The following is a 19,906-nucleotide window of genomic DNA, read 5'->3' on the forward strand; positions in this document are numbered from 1 at the left end:
CCCTCTAATCCAGGTGGTTTTCCCGACAGGCCCCCGCCGGGACTTCAATACTACATATGGGGACGGACATTGGAAGCGACCACAAGGGGTAGTAGTTACATCCGTGTAGTTTTCCACTGCCTTCCCCAGATACAACACAGGTTGTCCACCCTTTCTTCCACAGCCCGGCACCCTCGCAGAACCGGTTCGGACCGCGGATTCACGCGGCTCGAGTGAGCTCGTTGCAGATCCATCCACAGCCAGGACCGTACGCCTGGCCACCGACATCCGATTTCCTGTGGAGAAGCGTCTTCGGCGTGTCGCGGCGTGTCGCCGCAGCGCCTCCTCGCGTCGGCCGCTCGGCCCCGGATAGCCTCGTCTGGTGGCTGGCTATCGTGACCTTCTTCGCACTCCCGGCGTGGCGCGCATGATCGCCGCGCAGCTCGTCGCGCGCTTCCCCAACGGCATGACGAGCCTTGCGATCCTGCTGCACGTCGAGCAGCAGACCGAATCGTACGGCGCGGCGGGAATCGTGCTCGCCGCGGCCTCCGTCGGCCAGGCGGTGGCAGGGCCCGTCACGAGCCGCTGGATGGGCGCCTGGGGCATGCGACGCGTGCTCACGCTGACCCTCGCCGGGTGCGTGGTCGCGGTGCTCTGCCTCGCCCTGCTGCCCCTGAGCCTCGCCGGCTACATGGTGTTCGCGCTGCTCGCCGGACTCTCGACTCCGCCCGTGCAGGCCGCTGTGCGCACCATCTACCCCAAGCTCGTCAACGCCGGACAGCTCACGCCTCTGTTCTCGCTCGACGCCTCGCTGCAGGAGATCATCTGGATCGTCGCGCCGGTCGTGATCACGGTCGTCTCGACCCAGGTCGGCACCGTGCAGGGACTGCTGCTGGTCGCGGCGATCCTCGTGATGGGCGGTTCGTGGTTCATCCTCTCCCCCGAGGTCGGCCGCGTGCGCATCCCGCGCAGCCGCCGCGCGTTCGGCCGCGTCGTGCTGAAGCCGCCGGTGATGCTGGCGACGGTCATCGGGTTCCTGCTCATCGGCGCGTGCGCAGCCGTCGAGGTCGGAGTCGTCGCGACGTTCGGGCACGGCGGCCTCGAGGCGGGCCTGGTGCTCGCCGTCTTCTCGGTCGGCAGCCTGGTGGGCGGACTCGCATTCGGGCACATCCCGATCGGCCCCTGGGCGATGGCCCGCCGCCTGCTCATCGTCACGATCGGTCTCGCTCTGACGATGGTGTCGCTGAACATCTTCTGGCTGGGCGGCACGCTCGTGCTCGCCGGCGTCGGCATCGCGCCCGCCCTCGCCGTGCTGTTCGCGATCACCACCGCGAGCGTCAAGTTCAGCGAGACGGCCGAGGCATTCGGATGGGCCGGCACGGGTCAGCTCATCGGAGCCGCGGCTGGCTCCGCCGTCGCCGGCATCCTCATCGACCAGTCCGGCCCGCAGGGCGCCTACCTCGCGGCCGCCCTGTTCGCCGCCGTCGGACTCGCGGTCTCGATCGTCTTCGTCCGGGCCTTCCCCGACCTGCGTCACCGCGACCCCGCGCCGTACCCCGACACCGAGCCGATCCAGACCGCCCGCCTCTAGGCTGGTGGCGTGCCTGCACCCCTCACCCTTCCTCGCCTGGTCTGGGGCGACGGCCCCCGTCGCGCCCTGCTCGTCCACGGTCTCGGATCATCCGCCGCGCTGATGTGGCGCATCGGATCCGCACTGGCTGATGCCGGGTGGCAGGCCACCGCGGTCGACCTGCGCGGTCACGGCGACGCGCCTCGCGCGCTCGACTACACGGTCGCCGCGTACGGCGCAGACCTCGCCGCCGTGCGCCCGGAGGGCGGCGGAGAGTGGGATGCCGTGATCGGCCACTCCCTGGGCGGCGCGTCGACCGTGGTGGCGGCGACCACGGCATCCGGATGGGCGAGACGACTCGTGCTGATCGACCCGGCGATCCACGTCGCGGGACGCGACGAGGGGATCATCCGGCGCAGTCAGAAGCGCGCCTTCGCCTCCCCCGACGTCGAGTCGGTGCGCGCCGAGCACCCGGACTGGCACCCGCACGACGTGGAGCTGAAGGTGGATGCTGTGCTGCGGGCGAGCCGCTGGGCGGTAGAGCAGACCAGCGCGCAGAACGATCCGTGGGACGTACGCGCGCAGGCTGCGCAGCTCAGCATCCCGACCCACATCGTCGGCGCCGACCCCGGCGTCTACAGCCTTTTCACCGGCGAACTGGCCGAGTCCGTGCTCGAGAACCCGAACATCACCATGTCGGTCGTGCCGGATGCCGGTCATTCTCCTCACCGCGATCGCCCTGAGGAGACGATCCGGCAGATCCTGGAGGCCATCTCATGAGCGCACCCGAACGCGACGGCTTCGACCCTGCTCGCCATCTGCCCGATGAGCTGCTCGAGCGCATCCGCGAGCGGGCGGCCGTGCATGACCGCGAGAACACGTTCCCGCAGCACGACCTCGACGAGCTGCGTGCGGCCGGATACCTGTCGATCCTCGTCCCCCGCGAGCTCGGCGGCGCCGGACTCGGTCTCGCCGATGCGGCCGTTCTGCAGCAGCGCCTGGCGTCGGCGGCACCCGCGACGGCGCTCGCGATCAACATGCATCTCGTGTGGACGGGTGTCGCGAAGGTGTTCAGCGACCGCGGGGTCCCCGGTCTCGAGTTCGTGCAGCGCGGCGCTGTGGCCGGTGAGGTCTTCGCATTCGGCATCAGCGAGGGCGGCAACGATCTCGTGCTGTTCGGCAGCGACACGTCGGCGGACCCTCAAGATGACGGCGGCTACGCGTTCACCGGCACGAAGATCTTCACCTCTCTCGCGCCGGTCTGGACGAAGCTGGGCCTGCACGGGCTCGACACGACGAGTCCGGATGCTCCGAAACTGGTGTTCGCGTTCATCGACCGCACCGAGGCGGTGACCACGAGCGACGACTGGGACACCCTCGGCATGCGCGGCACGCAAAGTCGCACGACCCGCCTGGACGGCGCGGTCGCCGCACCCGAGCAGGTGGTGCGCCGGATCGACCCCGGCCCCAATCCTGACCCGATCGTCTTCGGCATATTCAGCGTGTTCGAGATCCTGCTGGCGTCCGTCTACACCGGCATCGCGCGGCGCGGCCTCGACCTCGCCGTCGAGGCGGCGAAGAGCCGGCGCTCGAAGAAGACCGGCACGTCGTACAGTCAGGATCCGGACATCCGCTGGCGCATCGCCGACATGGCTCTCGCGTACGACGCGCTGCCGCCGCAGATCTCCGCTCTCGCTCGCGACGTCGACGAGCTCGCCGACCACGGCGCGCGCTGGTTCACGCTGTTGTCGGGGCTGAAGCACCGCGCCGTCGTGATGGCGAAGCAGGTGGTCGATGAGGCGATGCTCGTCGCGGGCGGCGGGTCGTACTTCTCGTCGAATGAGCTCTCCCGGCTGTACCGCGATGTGCTGGCCGGCATGTTCCATCCCTCGGATCCCGAATCGGCGCATTCCGCCGCCGCATCCGCATGGCTGGGGCCGATCGAGGGCTGACAGCGGAGCCGATCGGGCCCGATGCCTTCGAATTCTGTTGTCTTCGTGTGCGTTCAGTGTCAATATCGACACATGGATACCGAACTGCAGCGGAAAGCGAAGGAACATCTCTGGATGCACTTCACTCGTCAGTCGACGATGGCGTCATCCGATGTTCCTGTGATCGTCAAGGGCGAGGGTCATCACATCTGGGACTCGACGGGCAAGAGGTACATCGACGGTCTCGCCGGCCTCTTCGTCGTGAACGCCGGTCACGGCAGGCGTCGTCTCGCCGAGGCAGCGGCCGCGCAGGCCCAGGAGCTGGCCTTCTTCCCGCTCTGGTCGTACGCGCATCCCGCGGCGATCGAGCTCGCCGACCGGCTCGCGGCCGAGGCGCCTGGCGACCTCGACCGGGTGTTCTTCTCGACCAGCGGCAGCGAGGCCGTCGAGACGGCGTTCAAGCTCGCCAAGCAGTACTGGCGCCTGCGCGGCCGGCCAGGCAAGCACAAGGTGCTCTCGCGGGCGATCGCCTACCACGGCACGACACAGGGCGCCCTGGCGATCACGGGCATCCCGGCCATGAAGGAGATGTTCGAGCCGGTCACCCCTGGCGGCTTCCGCGTGCCGAACACCAACATCTACCGCGCCGACGAGATGGGGGCGCCGACCGACCCCGACGCCTTCTCGAAGTGGGCGGCGGATCGGATCGAGGAGATGATCCTGTTCGAGGGGCCGGACACGGTCGCCGCGATCTTCCTCGAGCCGGTGCAGAACTCCGGCGGGTGCTTCCCGCCGCCTCCGGGATACTTCCAGCGCGTGCGCGAGATCTGCGACCGCCATGACGTGCTGCTCGTGTCGGACGAGGTGATCTGCGCTTTCGGTCGCGTCGGCCGCACCTTCGCATGCGACGCGTTCGGCTACGTGCCCGACATGATCACCTGCGCGAAGGGGATGACGAGCGGCTACTCCCCCATCGGCGCGACCATCATCTCGAGCCGCATCTACGAGCCGTTCGCGCAGGGTGACACGTTCTTCCCGCACGGATACACGTTCGGCGGGCATCCGGTATCGGCCGCCGTCGCGATGGCGAACCTCGACATCTTCGAGGAGGAGGGGCTCAATGCCCACGTGCGGGAGAACTCGCCGCTGTTCCGCGCAGAGCTCGAGACCCTTCTCGACCTGCCGATCGTCGGCGACGTGCGCGGCGAGGGCTACTTCTTCGGCATCGAGTTGGTGAAGGACAAGGCGACCAAGCAGACGTTCGATGCGGACGAGTCCGAGCGGCTGCTGCGCGGCTTCCTGTCGAAGGCGCTCTTCGACGCCGGCTTGTACTGCCGAGCCGACGACCGCGGCGACCCCGTGATCCAGCTCGCGCCGCCGCTGACCGTCGGTCCCGCCGAGTTCCGTGAGATCGGCGACATCCTGCGTGGGGTGCTCGGCGAGGCCGCTCGCATCATCTGACCCGCCCGGCAGACGTCTGGGCAGAGAAGGGCGAAGGCGGGGCGCAGGGCAGCCCGGGTGGGGCTCAGGCCTCGAAGACCCGCACGCCCTCGACCCAGGTCCCGAGAACGCGGGTGTCGCCGATCTGCTCTGGCTCGCCCTCGAACGGGTCGCGGTCGAGCAGTGCGAGGTCCGCCAGCATCCCGACGCGGATCACGCCGGTCTCGGGCAGGCTGTTCACCCGCGCCGACCCCGCCGTGTAGGCCTGCAGTGCCGTGCCCAGGTCGAGCGCCTGCTCGGGCAGGAACGGCGGGTAGTCGCCCTCCCATTCCGAGGGAGCCGAGCGCCGGTTTACCGCCGTGTGGATCGCCGCCATCGGATCGGGCGTCGAGACCGACCAGTCGCTGCCCGCGGCGAGCGGCGCGCCCGAACGCAGCAGATCGCCGAACGGATACTGCCAGCTGGAGCGCGTCTCGCCGAGGAAGGGCAGCGTCAGGTCGACCATCTGCGGCTCGAGGGTCGCCCAGAGCATCTGCATGTTCGCCGTCACGCCGAGCCGGCGGAAGCGCGGCACGTCGTCGGGATGCACGACCTGGATGTGCGAGATGTGGTGCGGGTTGCCGAGCGGGCCGTTGCGTCGCAGCGCGGTCTCGACCGCGTCGAGGCATTCGCGGACCGCCCTGTCGCCGATGGCGTGGAAGTGCAGCGTGAAACCCAGCGCGTCCAGCCGCGCGGCGGCCTCGTTCAGCACCTCGGGATCGACGAAGGAGATGCCGGCGTTCTCGGTCGGATGCCCGTGTCCGTCGCAGTACGGCTCGAGCATCGACGCCGTGAAGTTCTCGGCCACGCCGTCCTGCATGATCTTGATGCTGGTCGCGGCGAACCGGCGGCCGCCCGCGGCGCTCTCCCGCATCGCGACGAGGTCGTCGATCTGCTCGAGTCCGCGCGTGCGGTCCCACCACAGCGATCCGACCACGCGTCCGGTGAGCTCGCCGGCTCGGTCGGCGGCGATGTACACCGGCAGGGGGTCGCCCGCATCGCTGTACTGCGTGCCGACGATCGCATCCTGCCAGGCGGTGATCCCGAACGAGTGCAGGTGGCGCTGCCCGACGGCGAGCGCCTCGCGCAGCCGCTCGTGCGGCTCTGGGGGCAGCAGCCGGTTGACGAGCGACATCGCGCCCTCGTGCAGCGTGCCCGAGGGCGCACCGGACGCATCCCGTTCGATGCGGCCGTCGTCGGGGTCGGGGGTTTCTCGTGTCACGCCCGCGAGTTCCAGCGCGCGGGAGTTCACCCACGCGCCGTGACCGTCACGGTTGGGCAGGAAGGCGGGTCGGTCGGGCACGACGCGGTCCAGCGCTTCGGCTGCCGGCGCGCCACCGGGGAAGGCCGACATCTGCCAGCCGCCGCCCAGCACCCACCCGTCGTCCGGATGCCCGGTCGCGTACTCCGCGATCCGCGCCAGGTACTCGTCCTGGGTCGACAGGCCGGCGAGGTCGCAGCGCAGCATGTCGAGCCCGCCCCAGAGCGGGTGCACGTGAGCATCTTGAAAGCCGGGAACCAGCATCCGGCCCTCGAGGTCGACGATCTCGGTGCCAGGACCGATCAGCGCGACCGCCTCCCGGTCGAGGGCGACGATCCGGCCGTCGCGCACGGCGACGGAGTCGGCGCGGGAGCGCGACGCGTCGGATAGGAAGACGCGGCCGCCGTAGGCGCCGCCCGTGAAGACGATGTCGGCCCGGGTCATGTCATCCTCCTGCCATCGTTCTGGCGATCTCGGTGGTCGAGTCGCCCGCCCGCTTCAGCACGTACGCGACGAGCGCCAGCGAGACGAGTGTGAGCAGCAGCATCACCGTCGACACCGCCGCGATCTCGGGCCGAAGGCCGCTGCGCAGCGAGCTAAGCACGTACACCGGCCATGGCGTCGTACCCGACACCTGCACGAACGCCGAGACGACCGTGTTGTCGAGGCTGAGCGTGAACGAGAGCAGGAAGCCGGCGAGCACGGCGGGCATGGCCAGGGGCAGGGTCACCTTGAGGAAGGTGCGCACCGGCGGTGCGTAGAGATCGGCCGAGGCCTCTTCGAGCTTCGCGTCGAGACCGACCAGCCGGGCTCGCACGATGTACGAGACGATCGCGATCGAGAAGAGCGAGTGGCCGACGACCAGGCGCACGGTGCCGTCGTTGAACATCGACAGCCCGAGGTCCTGCCCGAGGAAGACGAGCCACGGCAGCAGCGCGACGGCGTCGACGATCTCGGGGGTCACCGAGACGAGCAGCAGAAGTCCGAGGAACCACCACACCCACTTGCCTGGCCGCCGTGCCATCGCGATGCCGGCGAGCGTGCCGAGCACCGCGGCGAACAGGGCCGCGATCAGTCCGGTGCGCAGCGAGACCATCACCGCGTCGCGGATCACCGGCTTCTCGACCAGCGCCGCGAACGGCGCGAAGCTGAAGCCGTCCCACGCGACGAGCAGCCGGCCGGAGTTGAACGACGCCATGATGATGACGATGATCGGCAGGAAGAGGAACGCGTAGACCAGGATCGACCAGATGCCGAGGATGCGGTCGCCGACGGCCGGGCCGCGGCGGCGGGTGCGGGTGTCGCTCATGATGCCTCTCCGAGGACGAGTCGGCTGCGGTTTCTGAAGGGCAGCGAGATCAGCCACAGGATGCCGGCGGCGACCCCGATCGTCAGCATGATCACGAGGATCAGCAGCACCGCCATGGCCGAGCCGAGCGCCCAGTTCTGCGCGGTGCCGAACTGGCTGGCCACCAGCTGCCCGATCATGTTGCCCTGCGCGCCGCCGAGCACGGTGGCGGTGATGTAATCGCCCATCAGCGGGATGAAGACCAGCAGCACGCCGGCGACGATCCCTGGTCGCGCGAGCGGCACGGTCACCTGCAGGAAGGTGCGCAGCCCATCCGCCCCGAGGTCCTTGCTGGCCTCGCGAAGCGGGGTTCCCACGCGGTCGAAGGCGACGTACAGCGGCAGGATCATCAGCGGCAGGTAGTTGTAGACCACGCCGATCAGCACCGCCGTGCGGGTGTACAGCACCTCGATGGGGCCGTCGATGACGCCCACCCCCTGCAGCAGCGACGACAGCCACCCCTCTGGCGAGAGGATCACCTGCCAGCCCAGAGTGCGCACGAGGAAGTTCGTCCAGAACGGCACCATCACGAGCGCGATGAGCAGGCCGCGGCGCGACGGCGGCGCCTTCACCGCCATCCAGTAGGCCACTGGTCCGCCGATAAGCAAGCACAGCACCGTGCCGAGGATGCCGACCCAGAGCGTGTTCTGGAAGGTCGCGAAGAACGTCGGCGACATCGCCTCGGCATAGCGGTCGAACGACAGCACATCGTTGGCGTGCGTGCCGAAGATGCCCGGCTTGTAGCCGAAGCTGAACCACACGACCATCGCGATGGGCGCGATGAAGAACAGCGCCAGCCACACCCACGCGGGAACGGCCAGCCCGAAGCGAGGACTACGCACCGGCGGCGGCCTTGGTCTTGTTCCAGATCTCGACGATCCGCTCCTGCGCCTCGGTCACCTTGCCCTCGTGCATGGTCTTCACCTGCGCCTCATCGAAGAAAACCATGTCGAGCATCTCGAGTCCGGCCTCCTCGGCAGCATCGCGGATGCCCTTCGCACCCGTGTCGTAGCCGATGTAGTCGACCTGCGCGAGCTGGTTCTCGGGCGTGAGGATGTAGTTGAGGAAGGCGTGCGCGGCCTCCGGGTGGGGCGCGCCCTCGACGAGGGCCCAGTTGTCCATCCACAGCTCGGTGTCGGGCGAGCCGAGCACCCACTGCCAGCGGTCGGGGTCAGGCGACTCCTGGATGCCGATGCGCGCGTCGCCGTTCCACGACTGCATCAGCACGTGGGAGGCCTGCGGGATCGCCGCACCGCCCGGGTACGAGTCGAACGCGGAGATGTGCGGCGCGAGCTCGTCGACCAGGAACTTCTCGCACGCGTCGAGATGCTCGGGGTCGGTGGTGTTCCAGTCGATGCCGTTGGCCCAGTAGTAGATGCCGCCAAGGGGGGCCGGGTCGTCGAGCACCGACGTCTTGCCCGACGCCTCGTTCTTGGCCGCGTCGATGAAGTCGTTCCACGTCTTCAGCTCGCGCGTGATGACGGTCTTGTCGTACACGAACCCGGTGGTGCCCCACGCCTTGCAGATCGAATACTCGTTCTTCGGATCCCACTCGCGGCCGAGGAAGGCCGGGTCCATGTGCTCGATGTTGGGGATGAGGTCGAGGTTGAGCTTCGCGAGGAGGCCGTTCTCGATCATCTGCGGGATGAACACGCCGGTCGGCACGACGAGGTCGTATCCACTGGTGCCCTTTGCCGCGACGAGCTTGGCGATCATCTCCTCGTTGGAGTTGAAGGTGTCCATGACGACCTTCGCCCCCTCGTCGTTCGTGAACGCCTCGATGACCTCGGGGGCGTCGTACTCGCCCCAGCTGTAGATCGACAGCTTGTCCTCGATCGCGCCGCCGGTGGCGCCGGGGGCGGGCTTGCCCGAGCCACCGGGCGAGCAGGCGGTGAGCACGCCGGCGGCGCCGAGCGCGGCGACCACCCCGATGAAGCCGCGGCGGGTGAGCTGGTGGCGGACGACCGGCGCGATGCTGCTGTCGGCGAGGATGCGGATGCTGTTGTCGTTCATGAGAGCACTCCTTCGTGCGGTGCGGTGCGGGTGGTGGATGCGGCTCAGCGAGCGGCCCGGTCGGGTAGCGCGATCACATGGGTGGCGGCCGTCGGCGCGCCTTCGGCGGCGAACAGGCGAACGTCGGACGGTGACCAGGTGCAGCGCACGCGCTGGTCGACCGCCACGGGCGGGGCGGTGGGCGCTGGGGTGCGCACCAGCAGGGTCTGGTCACCGGCGATGCCGACGACCACCTGCAGGGTCTCGCCGAGGTACGAGACGCCGAGCACACGCCCGTCGACGCCGAAACCCTCGGCGTCAGCGGGCCCGATGCGGATGAACTCGGGGCGGATCGCAGCGACAGCGGCTTCGCCCGCCGTGACCTGCTGCGCTCCCCACCGACCGTGGATCAGGCCCACGCTCGTGTCGACCGCGTCGCCCTGCGCGGTGCCGCTGAGGAAGTTCTGCTGACCGATGAACGAGGCGACGTACGCGGATGCCGGTGCCGCGTAGATGCGGTCGGGGGCGTCGAGCTGCTCGATGCGGCCGGCCCTCATGACGGCGATCCTGTCGCTCATCGACAGGGCCTCGCCCTGATCGTGGGTGACGAACACGAACGTCGTGCCCAGGCGGGCCTGCAGCAGCTTCAGCTCGACCTGCATCTCCTCACGCAGCTGCCGGTCGAGCGCGGCGAGCGGCTCGTCGAGCAGCAGGACGCTGGGCCGGTTGATCAGTGCGCGCGACAGGGCGATGCGCTGCTGCTGACCACCCGAGAGCATGGTCGGCTTGCGGTCGGCGAAGCGGCGCAGCTGCACCATGTCGAGGGCGGCGATGACGCGCTCGCGCTGCTCGGCCTTCGGCACCCGACGCTGCTGCAGACCGTACGCGACGTTCTCGGCGACGGTCATGTGCGGGAAGAGCGCGTACGCCTGGAAGACGGTGTTCACCTCGCGCCGGTGCGGCGGCAGGCCGAGCACGCTGCGGCCCGAGATGCGGATGTCGCCGCTGTCGGGGTGCTCGAAGCCGGCGATCATGCGCAGCGTCGTGGTCTTGCCGCAGCCTGAGGGCCCGAGCAGCGACAGGAACTCCCCCGGCTGGATCGACAGGGACAGGTCGTCGACGGCGGTCGCGTCACCGTAGTGCTTGGTGACCGAGACGATGTCGACGCCGCCGGTGCCAGGTTCGGCGGTCGGGACGGGGGCCGGGGTGGGGGCCGCGGGTGCGGGCTGTGCCATGAAACCTCCACGTTGAGTTCTGACTGACGTCAGTCAAGCACAGTCACGCGGTGAGGTACAGCGAAAAACGAAGAATGTGACGAAGCCAGCGACGATATCCGTCGTCAAGGCGTTCCGTTCCTGCGGATATGGTCTACTTGCGGTCGAAGTCGAAAGCCTTGAGCAGCTCGCCCACAGCCTGCTCGCGCTCGTCGCCGCCCTCTTCGAACATATGGGTGACGTGCGTGCGCAGGTGGTTCTCGAGCAGCAGCCGGTTCAGCGATTCGAGCGAGCGCTGCACGGCGCGAGACTGCGTGATGATGTCCATGCAGTACTCCTCGCTCTCGATCATCCGCGCGATGCCGCGCAGCTGACCCTCGAGGATGCTGGTGCGGTGCAGGGCACGCTTCTTGATGTCGTCGATCACCCCTCAAGCGTAGTCACCGTGAAAGGATGTCGGCATGTCGCGAACACCGATGGCGCTGCTCTCGCCCGCCGATCAGGAGCGACTGCGCGGTCTGCGCCGTATGAAGGCGGTGGCCCTCGGCGCGCTCGTCTTCATGGCCGTCGTCTTCGTCATCTCGTTCTGGCTCGAATCCAGGCATCCGTGGCTCGGTTACGTCCGCGCCGCCGCCGAGGGCGGCATGGTCGGCGCACTCGCCGACTGGTTCGCGGTGACCGCGCTGTTCCGTCGCCCGCTCGGTCTCCCCATCCCGCACACCGCCATCATCCCCAACCGCAAGGACGAGATCGGGCGCACGCTGGGCGAGTTCGTCGAGACGAACTTCCTCGCCGCCGACGTCGTGCGCGACAAGCTCTCGCGCACAGCGCTCTCGCAGCGCTTCGGCGAATGGCTCCGCGTGCCCTCGCACGCGGAGCGCGTGACGGCCGAGGCGTCGACGGCGGCCACGGCTGTGCTGCACGCGCTCAGCGACGACGATGTGCAGGGCCTGATCGCCGACCTCGCTCGAGAGCACCTGATCGAGCCCGACTGGGCGCCGACGGCCGGCGGCTGGCTGCAGCGGATCGTCGAGGCCGACGCCCACCGCAGCGCCGTCGATCTGGCTGTCGACAGCATCGGCGCGTGGCTCGAGAACAACGCCGTCGCCTTCCAGGGACTCATCTCTCGGCGCCTCCCGTCATGGGTGCCGCGCCTCGCGCACCGCTTCGTCGATGAGACCGCGTACAGCGAGGCGCTGAAGTTTGTCCGCGCCGTGCACGCCGACCCACGGCATCCTGCCCGCCGCGCGATCGACGGCTACCTCACCCGCCTCGCCGAAGGGCTGCAGAACGATCCCGCGATCCAAGCGCGGCTGGAGGGCGCGAAGGCGGCCCTGTTCGACAGCCCCCGCGTCGGCGAGCTCGCGGCCCAGCTCTGGAACACGGCGAAGACCGGCCTGCTCGCGGCTCTCGCGGATCCGCAGAGCGGGTTGCGGGTGCGTGCATCGCAGGCCGTGGGCGAGATCGGCGACCGTCTGGCCACCGAGCCCGCCCTGCAGTCCCGCGTGGATGGCTGGGTGACCGATGCCGCCGTGTTCCTCGTCGACCGCTACCGGCACGACATCGCGTCGATCATCACCGAGACCGTCGAGAAGTGGGATCCGGCCGAGACCACCGAGAAGATCGAGCTCATGGTCGGCCGCGACCTGCAGTACATCCGGCTGAACGGCACCGTCGTCGGCGCCCTCGCCGGTCTGGCGATCTACGCCGTCGCCCACGCCCTCATCCCCGTCGGGCTCGCCTGACTCCCTCCGGCCTGAGCTGAGCTCGCCGGATCGCGCAGGATCAGCCGCTGAGCGCGTCGGCGATCGGCGTGGCTCCGGAGTTGAAGCGGACGGTGCGGCGGATGGTCGAGTCGGCGACCAGCGTCTCTGCGATGACGAGGGCGACGTCGGCGCGCGACACCTCACCCGATTCATCAGCGGTGACGTCGATGCGCCCGGTCGCCTCTCCGAGCGTGAGCCGGCTGGGCCCGAGGATCGTCCAGTCGAGTCCGGATGCCCGAAGATGCTCGTCGGCTGCCGCCTTCGCCTCTGCGTAGGCATGGAAGGGATCATCGGCCGGGATGCCGTGGTCGGGCGATGCGCCGAAGTACGACACCATCACGTAGCGGCGCACTGCCGCGTCCGCCGCCGCGTCCATCGACCGCACGGCGGCCTCGTGATCGACGGCCCGTGTTCGCGCTGCATCGCCTCCGCCTGCGCCGGCCGACCACACGACCGCGTCGTGGCCGGAGAGCATCTCGGCGATCGCGGCACGATCCTGATGCTCGACATCGAACACGACGGGCTGTGCGCCCGTCGCCCGCACGTCGTCGGCCTGGTCGGGGTTGCGGATCACGGCGGTCACCTCGTCACCGCGAGCAGAGAGAAGAGGGGCGAGCAGCAGGGCGATCTTGCCGTGGCCGCCGAAGATCACGATTCTGGACATGCCTCCACGCTACGCGCCCTTCGCGAGCGCGGGGCCGTCCGGCGATCCGGCGTGCAGAGCGGGTGTCAGCGCGAGGCGAGACCGGCGAGCAGTTCGAGCACGCAGAGCGCCGCCAGGCGCACGGTGCGCGCGTCGTCGGCGTCCGCTGTGGCATCCACCTCGGCGATATCGGCGCTGACCACCTTCTCGTCGGCCGCGATCGTGCGCACCAGCGCGCGCAGCTCCCACGCGGCAAGGCCACCGGGCACGCTCGCCGGGCACCCCGGTGCGATCGATCGGTCGACGACGTCGACATCGATGTCGAGGTGGATGCGCGAGCCGGCGCCAGCGACGGCAAGCGCCTCGGCGACCACGGCTGCGATGCCCTTCTCGCGCACCTCGTCGAGGGTGATGACCCTGATGCCCCATTCCGCTGCGCGCTGCGCGTAGGCTGCCGAGTTCGCGAAGTCCGCGATGCCGATCTGCACGATGCGGGACGGATCGATCCGCTCACCGTCCGGGGCGTCCTGCACGAGTCGCCGCACGGGCGTGCCGTTCGAGACGCCGTCGCGCAGATCGAAGTGCGCGTCGAGCGTGATGAGCCCGTCGGCGCCGGCGCCGCGCGCGGCCGGGTAGGTGAGCGAGTTGTCGCCGCCGAGCGCGATCACGAGTCGCGTCTGCTCGGCGAGTTCACGCACCGCCGCGACGGCGCGCTCCACGCCCTCGTCGCCGTCGGGCTCGTGCACGTCGCCGGCGTCGACGATGCGCAGCACCTGGTTGAGATCGACGGCAGGAGGGCCCATGAGCGTGGCGCTGTAACGCGGCAGTGCATCGCGGATCGCCCCCGGCGTCGCGTGCGCACCGGTCGGCGACAGCGACGTGCGCCACGTCGGGATGCCGAGGATCGCGGCGTCTGCGTTCTCGCCCGCCACGTGCGCAGGCCAGGACCCGGCGCGCGGCCAGAACTCGTCGTGGGAGAGTGCCATGTCGTCCTCCTGAATCGTCGCGCCGCGTCAGCGGGTTGCGACGCCGTCCTTCCAGACCGTCTTCACCAGCGGCACACCGGGCCGGTAGGCCAGGTGCACTCTGGTCGGAGCGTCGAGCAGCACGAGGTCTGCCCGCGCGCCCGGTGCGATCACTCCGATGTCCGAGCGCTGCAGTGCAGCCGCTCCCCCGGCCGTCGCGGCCCAGACCGCCTCGGCGGGCGTCATGCCCATGTCGCGCACCGCGACGGCGATGCAGAACGGCATCGACGAAGTGAAGCTCGACCCGGGGTTCGTGTCGCAGGCGATCGCGACCGTGACGCCCGCGTCGATCAGACGCCGAGCGTCGGGGTACGGCTGGCGGGTCGAGAACTCCACGCCGGGCAGCAGGGTGAGCACGGTGTCGGATGCGGCGAGGGCGGTCACGTCGTCGTCGGTCAGGTAGGTGCCGTGGTCGACCGATGCGGCGCCGAGCTCGATCGCGAGCTGCACGCCCTCTCCTGGTCCGAGCTGGCTGGCGTGCACCCGCGGCTTCAGTCCTCGAGCGATGCCGGCCTCGAGCACACGGCGCGACTGCGTCACGCTGAATGCACCCGTCTCGCAGAACACGTCGATCCACTTGGCGTGCGGTGCGCAGGCATCCAGCATCTCGCCGATCACGAGGTCGACGTACGCGTCGCCGCGGTCGGCGTACTCGGCGGGCACGACATGCGCACCGAGATACGTGACCTCCTCGGTCACCTCTGCGGCGAGACGTACCAGGCGCGCCTCGGTCTCGACATCGAGTCCGTACCCGCTCTTGATCTCGACGGTCGTCGTGCCCTGAGCGAGCATCTCGTCGAGGAACCCGCGCACCCGGGTGCGCAGCTCGGCGTCGGTCGCCCCGCGGGTCGCGGCCACGGTGGAGCGGATGCCCCCGGCGGCATACTTCTGCCCCGCCATGCGCGCCTCGAACTCGGCCGCTCGATCGCCCCCGAAGACGATGTGGCTGTGGCTGTCGACGAAGCCGGGTATGACGGCACGTCCGCCGGCATCCACCGTCTCGTCGGCGGTCGGTGCGTCGACCGCCGCGCCGACCCACGAGATCAGGCCGTCCTCGATGAGGACGGCTGCATCGGCCAGCGTGCCGAACCGGTCCATCGGGGAGCCGACGTTGGTCGTCAGCTCCCCGATGTTCGTGATGAGCGTGCTGCTCACAGCATCGGCACCTTGAGTCCGCGCTCGCGAGCGATGTCGCGGGCGTGCTCGTAGCCGGCGTCGACGTGACGCATGACCCCGGTGCCCGGATCGTTCGTCAGCACGCGCTCGAGCTTCTCGGCCGCCAGCTCCGAGCCGTCAGCGACGGTGACCTGACCGGCGTGGATCGAACGGCCGATGCCGACGCCGCCGCCGTGGTGCAGCGAGACCCAGCTCGCACCAGACGACGTGTTCAGCAGGGCGTTCAGCAGCGGCCAGTCGGCGATCGCGTCCGAGCCGTCCTTCATGGCCTCCGTCTCGCGGTAGGGCGATGCGACCGAGCCGGAGTCGAGGTGGTCGCGGCCGATCACGATCGGCGCCGACAGTTCGCCGGAGGCCACCATCTCGTTGAACTTGAGGCCCGCGAGGTGGCGTTCCTTGTAGCCGAGCCAGCAGATGCGAGCGGGCAGGCCCTCGAAGTGCACCTTCTCGCCGGCCTTGTCGAGCCAGCGGTGCAGCGCCTTGTCTTCAGAGAAGAGCTCGGCGATCGCCCGGTCGGTCTTGTAGATGTCCTCCGGGTCACCCGAGAGAGCAGCCCAGCGGAAGGGTCCACGTCCCTCTTCGAACTGCGGGCGGATGTACGCCGGCACGAAGCCGGGGAACTCGAAGGCGCGGTCGAACCCGCCCAGCACGGCCTCGGCGCGGATCGAGTTGCCGTAGTCGAACACGGCGGCGCCCGCGTCCTGGAAGGCGACCATGGCGGCGACGTGCGCTGCCATGGACTCGCGGGAGCGACGGGTGAACTTCTCGGGGTCGCGTTCGGCCTCGGCCTTCCAGTCCGCGACCGAGATGCCGATGGGCAGGTAGGCGAGCGGGTCGTGCGCGCTCGTCTGATCGGTCACGACGTCGATGGTCAGCTCACCGGCGTCCTGACGACGCTTGAGCTCGGGGAACACCTCGGCCGCATTGCCGACGACGCCGACCGACAGGGCTTCGCCCGCCTCCTTCGCGGCGATGACGCGGGCGACGGCGGCGTCGAGGTCGGTGGTGTACTCGTCGAGGTAGCCGTGCTCGACGCGGCGCGACAGACGTGACTCGTCGACGTCGACGATCAGCACGACACCGTCATTGAGCGTGACGGCCAGCGGCTGTGCGCCGCCCATGCCCCCGGCGCCGCCGGTGAGGGTGAGGGTGCCCTTGAGCGAGTCCTTGCCCAGCGAACGGGCGACGGCGGCGAAGGTCTCGTAGGTGCCCTGCAGGATGCCCTGGGTGCCGATGTAGATCCAGGAGCCGGCTGTCATCTGGCCGTACATCATCAGGCCCTCGGCCTCGAGCTTGCGGAATTCGGGCCAGTTCGCCCAGTCGCCGACGAGGTTCGAGTTCGCGATGAGCACGCGGGGTGCCCACTCGTGGGTGCGGAACACGCCGACCGGCTTCCCGGACTGCACGAGCAGCGTCTCGTCGGGCTCGAGCTCGTCGAGGGTCCGGACGATCGCGTCGTACGCCTCCCAGCTTCGCGCGGCGCGGCCGGTTCCGCCGTAGACGACGAGGTCCTCGGGGTGCTCGGCCACCTCGGCATCGAGGTTGTTCATCAGCATCCGCTTGGCGGCCTCGGCGCCCCAGCTCTTGGCGGTGCGCTGGTTGCCGCGCGCAGCGCGGATGCTGCGGGTGGGGTCATGGAGAGTGGGTTCAGACATTCGCGTGCTCCTTCGCAGTGCGGAGGACGGCGCCCGAGCGTACGAGCTCGGTCACAGCCTCCATGTCGGGTGAGAGGAAGTGGTCGGGTCCGGGCCCGGCGGCCACCGTGCGGACGAGGTCGCGCACCGCGCCGGTGGCGGGGCCGGCCTCGAGCGGGGCGCGCAGATCGAGCGCGCGGGCTCCTGTGAGGATCTCGATCGCGAGCACCCGGGTGAGGCCGTCGATCGCACGTCGCAGCTTGCGGGCGCCGGACCAGCCCATCGACACGTGGTCTTCCTGCATGGCCGACGACGGGATGGAGTCGACGGACGACGGCACGGCGAGACGCTTCAGCTCGGAGACGATGCCGGCTGCGGCGTACTGCGCGATCATCAGGCCCGAGTCGACGCCCACCTCGTGCGCGAGGAAGGGCGGCAGTCCGTGGCTGCGGGCGGGGTCGAGGGCGCGGTCGGTGCGCCGCTCGGAGACGGATGCCAGGTCGGCCACCGAGATTGCGAGGAAGTCCAGCACCGCGGCGACGGGCGCGCCATGGAAGTTGCCGTTGGATTCGATGCGGCCGTCGCTGGTCACGACGGGGTTGTCGACCACCGACGCCAGCTCGCGCTCGGCGATCGTGGCTGCGTGGGCCATGGTGTCGCGCACGGCGCCGTGCACCTGCGGCGAGCAGCGCAGGGAGTAGGCGTCCTGCACCCGTCCGTCCTCCGGGCCCTTGTGGCTCTGCACCATCGGCGAGTCGCCGAGGAAGGCACGAAGGTTCGCGGCCGATGTGGCCTGGCCGACCTGCGGTCGAAGCGCCATCAGGTCGGCGGCGAACACAGCATCGGTGCCCAGCTGCGACTCGATCGACATCGCGGCCGAGAGGTCGGCGGTCGTGACGAGCGTCTCGAGGTCGTGCAGGGCGAGCAGCAGCATCCCGAGCATCCCGTCGGTGCCGTTGATGAGGGCGAGTCCCTCCTTCTCGAGCAGCACGAGCGGCTCGATGCCGGCGGCTGAGAGCGCGTCGGCGGCGGCGACCAGCTCGCCGTCGGCGTTGCGGACCTCGCCTTCGCCCATCGACGCGAGCGCGACGTGGGCCAGCGGGGCGAGGTCGCCCGAGCAGCCGAGCGAGCCGTACTCGCGCACGATGGGCGTGACTCCGGCGTTCAGCATCGCGGCGTACGTGTCGACGACGACGGGACGGACCCCGGTGTGGCCGGATGCGAGCGTCTGCAGGCGCAGCAGCTGCAGCGCACGAACGACCTCGGTCTCGACCTCGGCTCCCGTGCCGGCGGCGTGAGATCGGATCAGGCTGAGCTGCAGCTGACGGCGGCGCTCAGGGGCGATGAAGGTCGTAGCGAGGGCGCCGAATCCGGTCGAGACCCCGTAGTGCGGGTTCGGGTCAGCCGCCATGCCGTCGATGACGGTTCGCGCAGCGGCGACACGCTCGCGGGCGGAATCGGCGATCTCGACGGGGGCGAAGTGGCGGGCGACGGCGACGACGTCGGCCGGCGACAGTGGGGCCGCGCCGATGATCACGGGGGAAGTTTCAGGCATGACTCGATTCCACACCCTGCGCTGTCGCTGCGGGGGCCGGAGTGACAGACTGTGTCTGTGATCCCAGACGAGTCGGATGCCCGGTCGAACCGTCCCCAGGTGCCCGCAGCCGACCAGACGCTGCGGATCCTCCGACATCTGGCGCGACGACCGGCGCCGATCGCCGCGACGGCGCTCGCACGTGACCTCGGCATCCCCCGGTCGACCGTCTACCACCTGCTGGCCACTCTCGAGGAGCACGGGTTCGTCGTGCACCTGCCGCAGGAACGGCGCTGGGGCCTGGGAACCAGCGCATTCGAACTCGCCGGCGGCTATGCCCGCCAGGAGCCGCTGGCCCGCCTCGGGCGACCGCTGCTCGCCGCCCTCGCTGACCGCATCGGAGAGAGTGCGCACCTGGCGGTGATGAGCGGCCGAGACGTGCTGTACATCGTCGAGGAACGAGCCGTGCGCCGCCCGGCGCTGGTGACGGATGTCGGCGTGCGACTTCCCGCGCACCTCACCGCCACGGGACGCGCCATGCTGGCATCGCTCCCCCGGGCGCAGGTACGCGCGCTCTATCCGGATGCGGCATCGTTCACCGATCGCACGGGGAGGGGGCCTGCTCGCCCCGCCGAGCTGAGAGATCTGCTGCGCGAGGTGCGGCAGGCGGGGATCGCGAGCGAGGACGGTGAGGTCACGCCCGGCTTCCGTTCGGTGGCTGCTGCGGTGCACGACCATGCCGGCTGGCCGGTCGCCGCCGTGGCCGTGACGTGGGAGGGCGAGCGAGGGAGCGATCCTGCGCAGGAGGTGCGGGGCGCCGCCCGGATGCTGCAGAGCCGCCTCGGCTACGACAGGCGCTGACCGGTCATACGCAGAAGGCGTCGTCCGGTTTCCGCTGTGCGGGGTCCGGACGACGCCTTGTGGGCTGCGGGATCAGCCCGCTGCACCCTTTCGAGGCTTGAGGAAGGCTTCTGGTTCGCGCTTCGCGCGCTTCTCAGCTCTCTTCTCCTTGAGTGAGAGCTGGGGTGCCTTCTTCCCTGCTCGTGATTGCGGCGTCTTTCCAGACATAGGACTCGCTTCCCCTCTTCGGCTGGCGGGTTCGGTTGACCTCTGACCATAGCCCGGACTGCAGGGAAGTCAAATCATGCGGCCTTAACGCAAAAGAGCCACCCAACAATGGGTGGCTCTTTCACAGAAGAAGTCCGGCGGTGTCCTACTCTCCCACAGGGTCCCCCCTGCAGTACCATCGGCGCTGTGAGGCTTAGCTTCCGGGTTCGGAATGTGACCGGGCGTTTCCCTCACGCTATGGCCGCCGTAACACTATTGACGTTTCGGCAACGCACACGTTGAGTGT

The 19,906-nt window shown here is 69.5% G+C and carries 17 protein-coding genes and 1 rRNA gene; 6 read left to right on the top strand and 12 right to left on the bottom strand.

All coding sequences use genetic code 11. The features are described 5' to 3' along the window. Positions 1-361 precede the first annotated feature (361 nt). The 4 genes from JOE67_RS03890 (at position 362) to JOE67_RS03905 (ending at position 4,941) form a co-directional block, all read left to right on the top strand. Complete coding sequence (locus tag JOE67_RS03890) at positions 362-1,570, top strand: MFS transporter (RefSeq protein ID WP_204974237.1); 1,209 nt, start codon at positions 362-364, stop codon at positions 1,568-1,570. Positions 1,571-1,579: 9 nt separating this feature from the next. Continuing rightward, a complete protein-coding gene (locus JOE67_RS03895; RefSeq protein WP_204974238.1) occupies positions 1,580-2,329 on the top strand; it encodes an alpha/beta fold hydrolase in 750 nt (249 codons plus the stop codon). Beyond that, a complete protein-coding gene (locus JOE67_RS03900; RefSeq protein ID WP_204974239.1) occupies positions 2,326-3,501 on the top strand; it encodes an acyl-CoA dehydrogenase family protein in 1,176 nt (391 codons plus the stop codon). The genes JOE67_RS03895 and JOE67_RS03900 overlap by 4 nt, the downstream gene beginning before the upstream one ends. Before the next feature lie 72 nt (positions 3,502-3,573). After that, positions 3,574-4,941, top strand: a complete 1,368-nt coding sequence (locus tag JOE67_RS03905; RefSeq protein ID WP_204974240.1) for an aspartate aminotransferase family protein — start codon at positions 3,574-3,576, stop codon at positions 4,939-4,941. A 64-nt stretch (positions 4,942-5,005) separates the two neighbouring features. Here JOE67_RS03905 and JOE67_RS03910 read toward each other — a convergent pair whose 3' ends face one another. The 6 genes from JOE67_RS03910 to JOE67_RS03935 form a co-directional block, all read right to left on the bottom strand. Beyond that, positions 5,006-6,664 (bottom strand): amidohydrolase, encoded by a 1,659-nt coding sequence (locus JOE67_RS03910; protein WP_204974241.1) that lies wholly within the window; start codon positions 6,662-6,664, stop codon positions 5,006-5,008. A 1-nt stretch (position 6,665) separates the two neighbouring features. Beyond that, complete coding sequence (locus JOE67_RS03915) at positions 6,666-7,529, bottom strand: ABC transporter permease (RefSeq protein ID WP_204974242.1); 864 nt, start codon at positions 7,527-7,529, stop codon at positions 6,666-6,668. After that, positions 7,526-8,410: an ABC transporter permease subunit gene (locus JOE67_RS03920; protein ID WP_204974243.1), complete on the bottom strand. Its 885-nt coding sequence runs from the start codon at positions 8,408-8,410 to the stop codon at positions 7,526-7,528. Before JOE67_RS03920 ends, JOE67_RS03915 begins: the two co-directional genes overlap by 4 nt. Next, on the bottom strand, positions 8,403-9,581 hold the full coding sequence (locus tag JOE67_RS03925; RefSeq protein ID WP_204974244.1) for an extracellular solute-binding protein: 1,179 nt from the start codon (positions 9,579-9,581) through the stop codon (positions 8,403-8,405). Before JOE67_RS03925 ends, JOE67_RS03920 begins: the two co-directional genes overlap by 8 nt. A gap of 44 nt (positions 9,582-9,625) precedes the next feature. Then, positions 9,626-10,795: an ABC transporter ATP-binding protein gene (locus JOE67_RS03930; RefSeq protein WP_204974245.1), complete on the bottom strand. Its 1,170-nt coding sequence runs from the start codon at positions 10,793-10,795 to the stop codon at positions 9,626-9,628. A 133-nt stretch (positions 10,796-10,928) separates the two neighbouring features. Beyond that, the gene (locus tag JOE67_RS03935) at positions 10,929-11,201 is read right to left on the bottom strand and encodes a metal-sensing transcriptional repressor (RefSeq protein WP_204974246.1); all 273 of its coding nucleotides are present in this window, start codon (positions 11,199-11,201) and stop codon (positions 10,929-10,931) included. Between the two features lie 34 nt (positions 11,202-11,235). Between JOE67_RS03935 and JOE67_RS03940 the strand changes: the two genes are divergently transcribed. Then, complete coding sequence (locus JOE67_RS03940; protein ID WP_204974247.1) at positions 11,236-12,519, top strand: DUF445 domain-containing protein; 1,284 nt, start codon at positions 11,236-11,238, stop codon at positions 12,517-12,519. Between the two features lie 40 nt (positions 12,520-12,559). Here the strand turns inward: JOE67_RS03940 and JOE67_RS03945 are convergent, their stop codons facing one another. The 5 genes from JOE67_RS03945 to hutH all read right to left on the bottom strand — a co-directional run bounded on the left by JOE67_RS03945 (position 12,560) and on the right by hutH (position 18,573). Continuing rightward, the gene (locus JOE67_RS03945; protein ID WP_204974248.1) at positions 12,560-13,204 is read right to left on the bottom strand and encodes an NAD(P)H-binding protein; all 645 of its coding nucleotides are present in this window, start codon (positions 13,202-13,204) and stop codon (positions 12,560-12,562) included. 65 nt (positions 13,205-13,269) lie between these two features. Beyond that, entirely contained in the window at positions 13,270-14,169 is a 900-nt protein-coding gene (locus JOE67_RS03950) for an arginase family protein (protein WP_204974249.1), read from the bottom strand. Between the two features lie 27 nt (positions 14,170-14,196). Beyond that, positions 14,197-15,363 (bottom strand): imidazolonepropionase, encoded by a 1,167-nt coding sequence (gene hutI, locus JOE67_RS03955; RefSeq protein ID WP_204974250.1) that lies wholly within the window; start codon positions 15,361-15,363, stop codon positions 14,197-14,199. Next, complete coding sequence (gene hutU / locus JOE67_RS03960) at positions 15,360-17,039, bottom strand: urocanate hydratase (RefSeq protein ID WP_204974251.1); 1,680 nt, start codon at positions 17,037-17,039, stop codon at positions 15,360-15,362. The genes hutI and hutU overlap by 4 nt, the downstream gene beginning before the upstream one ends. Then, complete coding sequence (gene hutH, locus JOE67_RS03965) at positions 17,032-18,573, bottom strand: histidine ammonia-lyase (protein ID WP_204974252.1); 1,542 nt, start codon at positions 18,571-18,573, stop codon at positions 17,032-17,034. Before hutH ends, hutU begins: the two co-directional genes overlap by 8 nt. Before the next feature lie 51 nt (positions 18,574-18,624). Here hutH and JOE67_RS03970 point away from each other — a divergent pair, with 51 nt between their 5' ends. Next, entirely contained in the window at positions 18,625-19,413 is a 789-nt protein-coding gene (locus JOE67_RS03970; protein WP_338041487.1) for an IclR family transcriptional regulator, read from the top strand. Between the two features lie 339 nt (positions 19,414-19,752). On the opposite strand, the gene rrf is transcribed toward JOE67_RS03970, so the two are convergent. Continuing rightward, positions 19,753-19,869, bottom strand: a 5S ribosomal RNA gene (gene rrf / locus JOE67_RS03975). Positions 19,870-19,906 lie beyond the last annotated feature (37 nt).

This window comes from Microbacterium esteraromaticum (assembly GCF_016907315.1).
In the GTDB taxonomy this organism is placed as follows: domain Bacteria; phylum Actinomycetota; class Actinomycetes; order Actinomycetales; family Microbacteriaceae; genus Microbacterium; species Microbacterium esteraromaticum.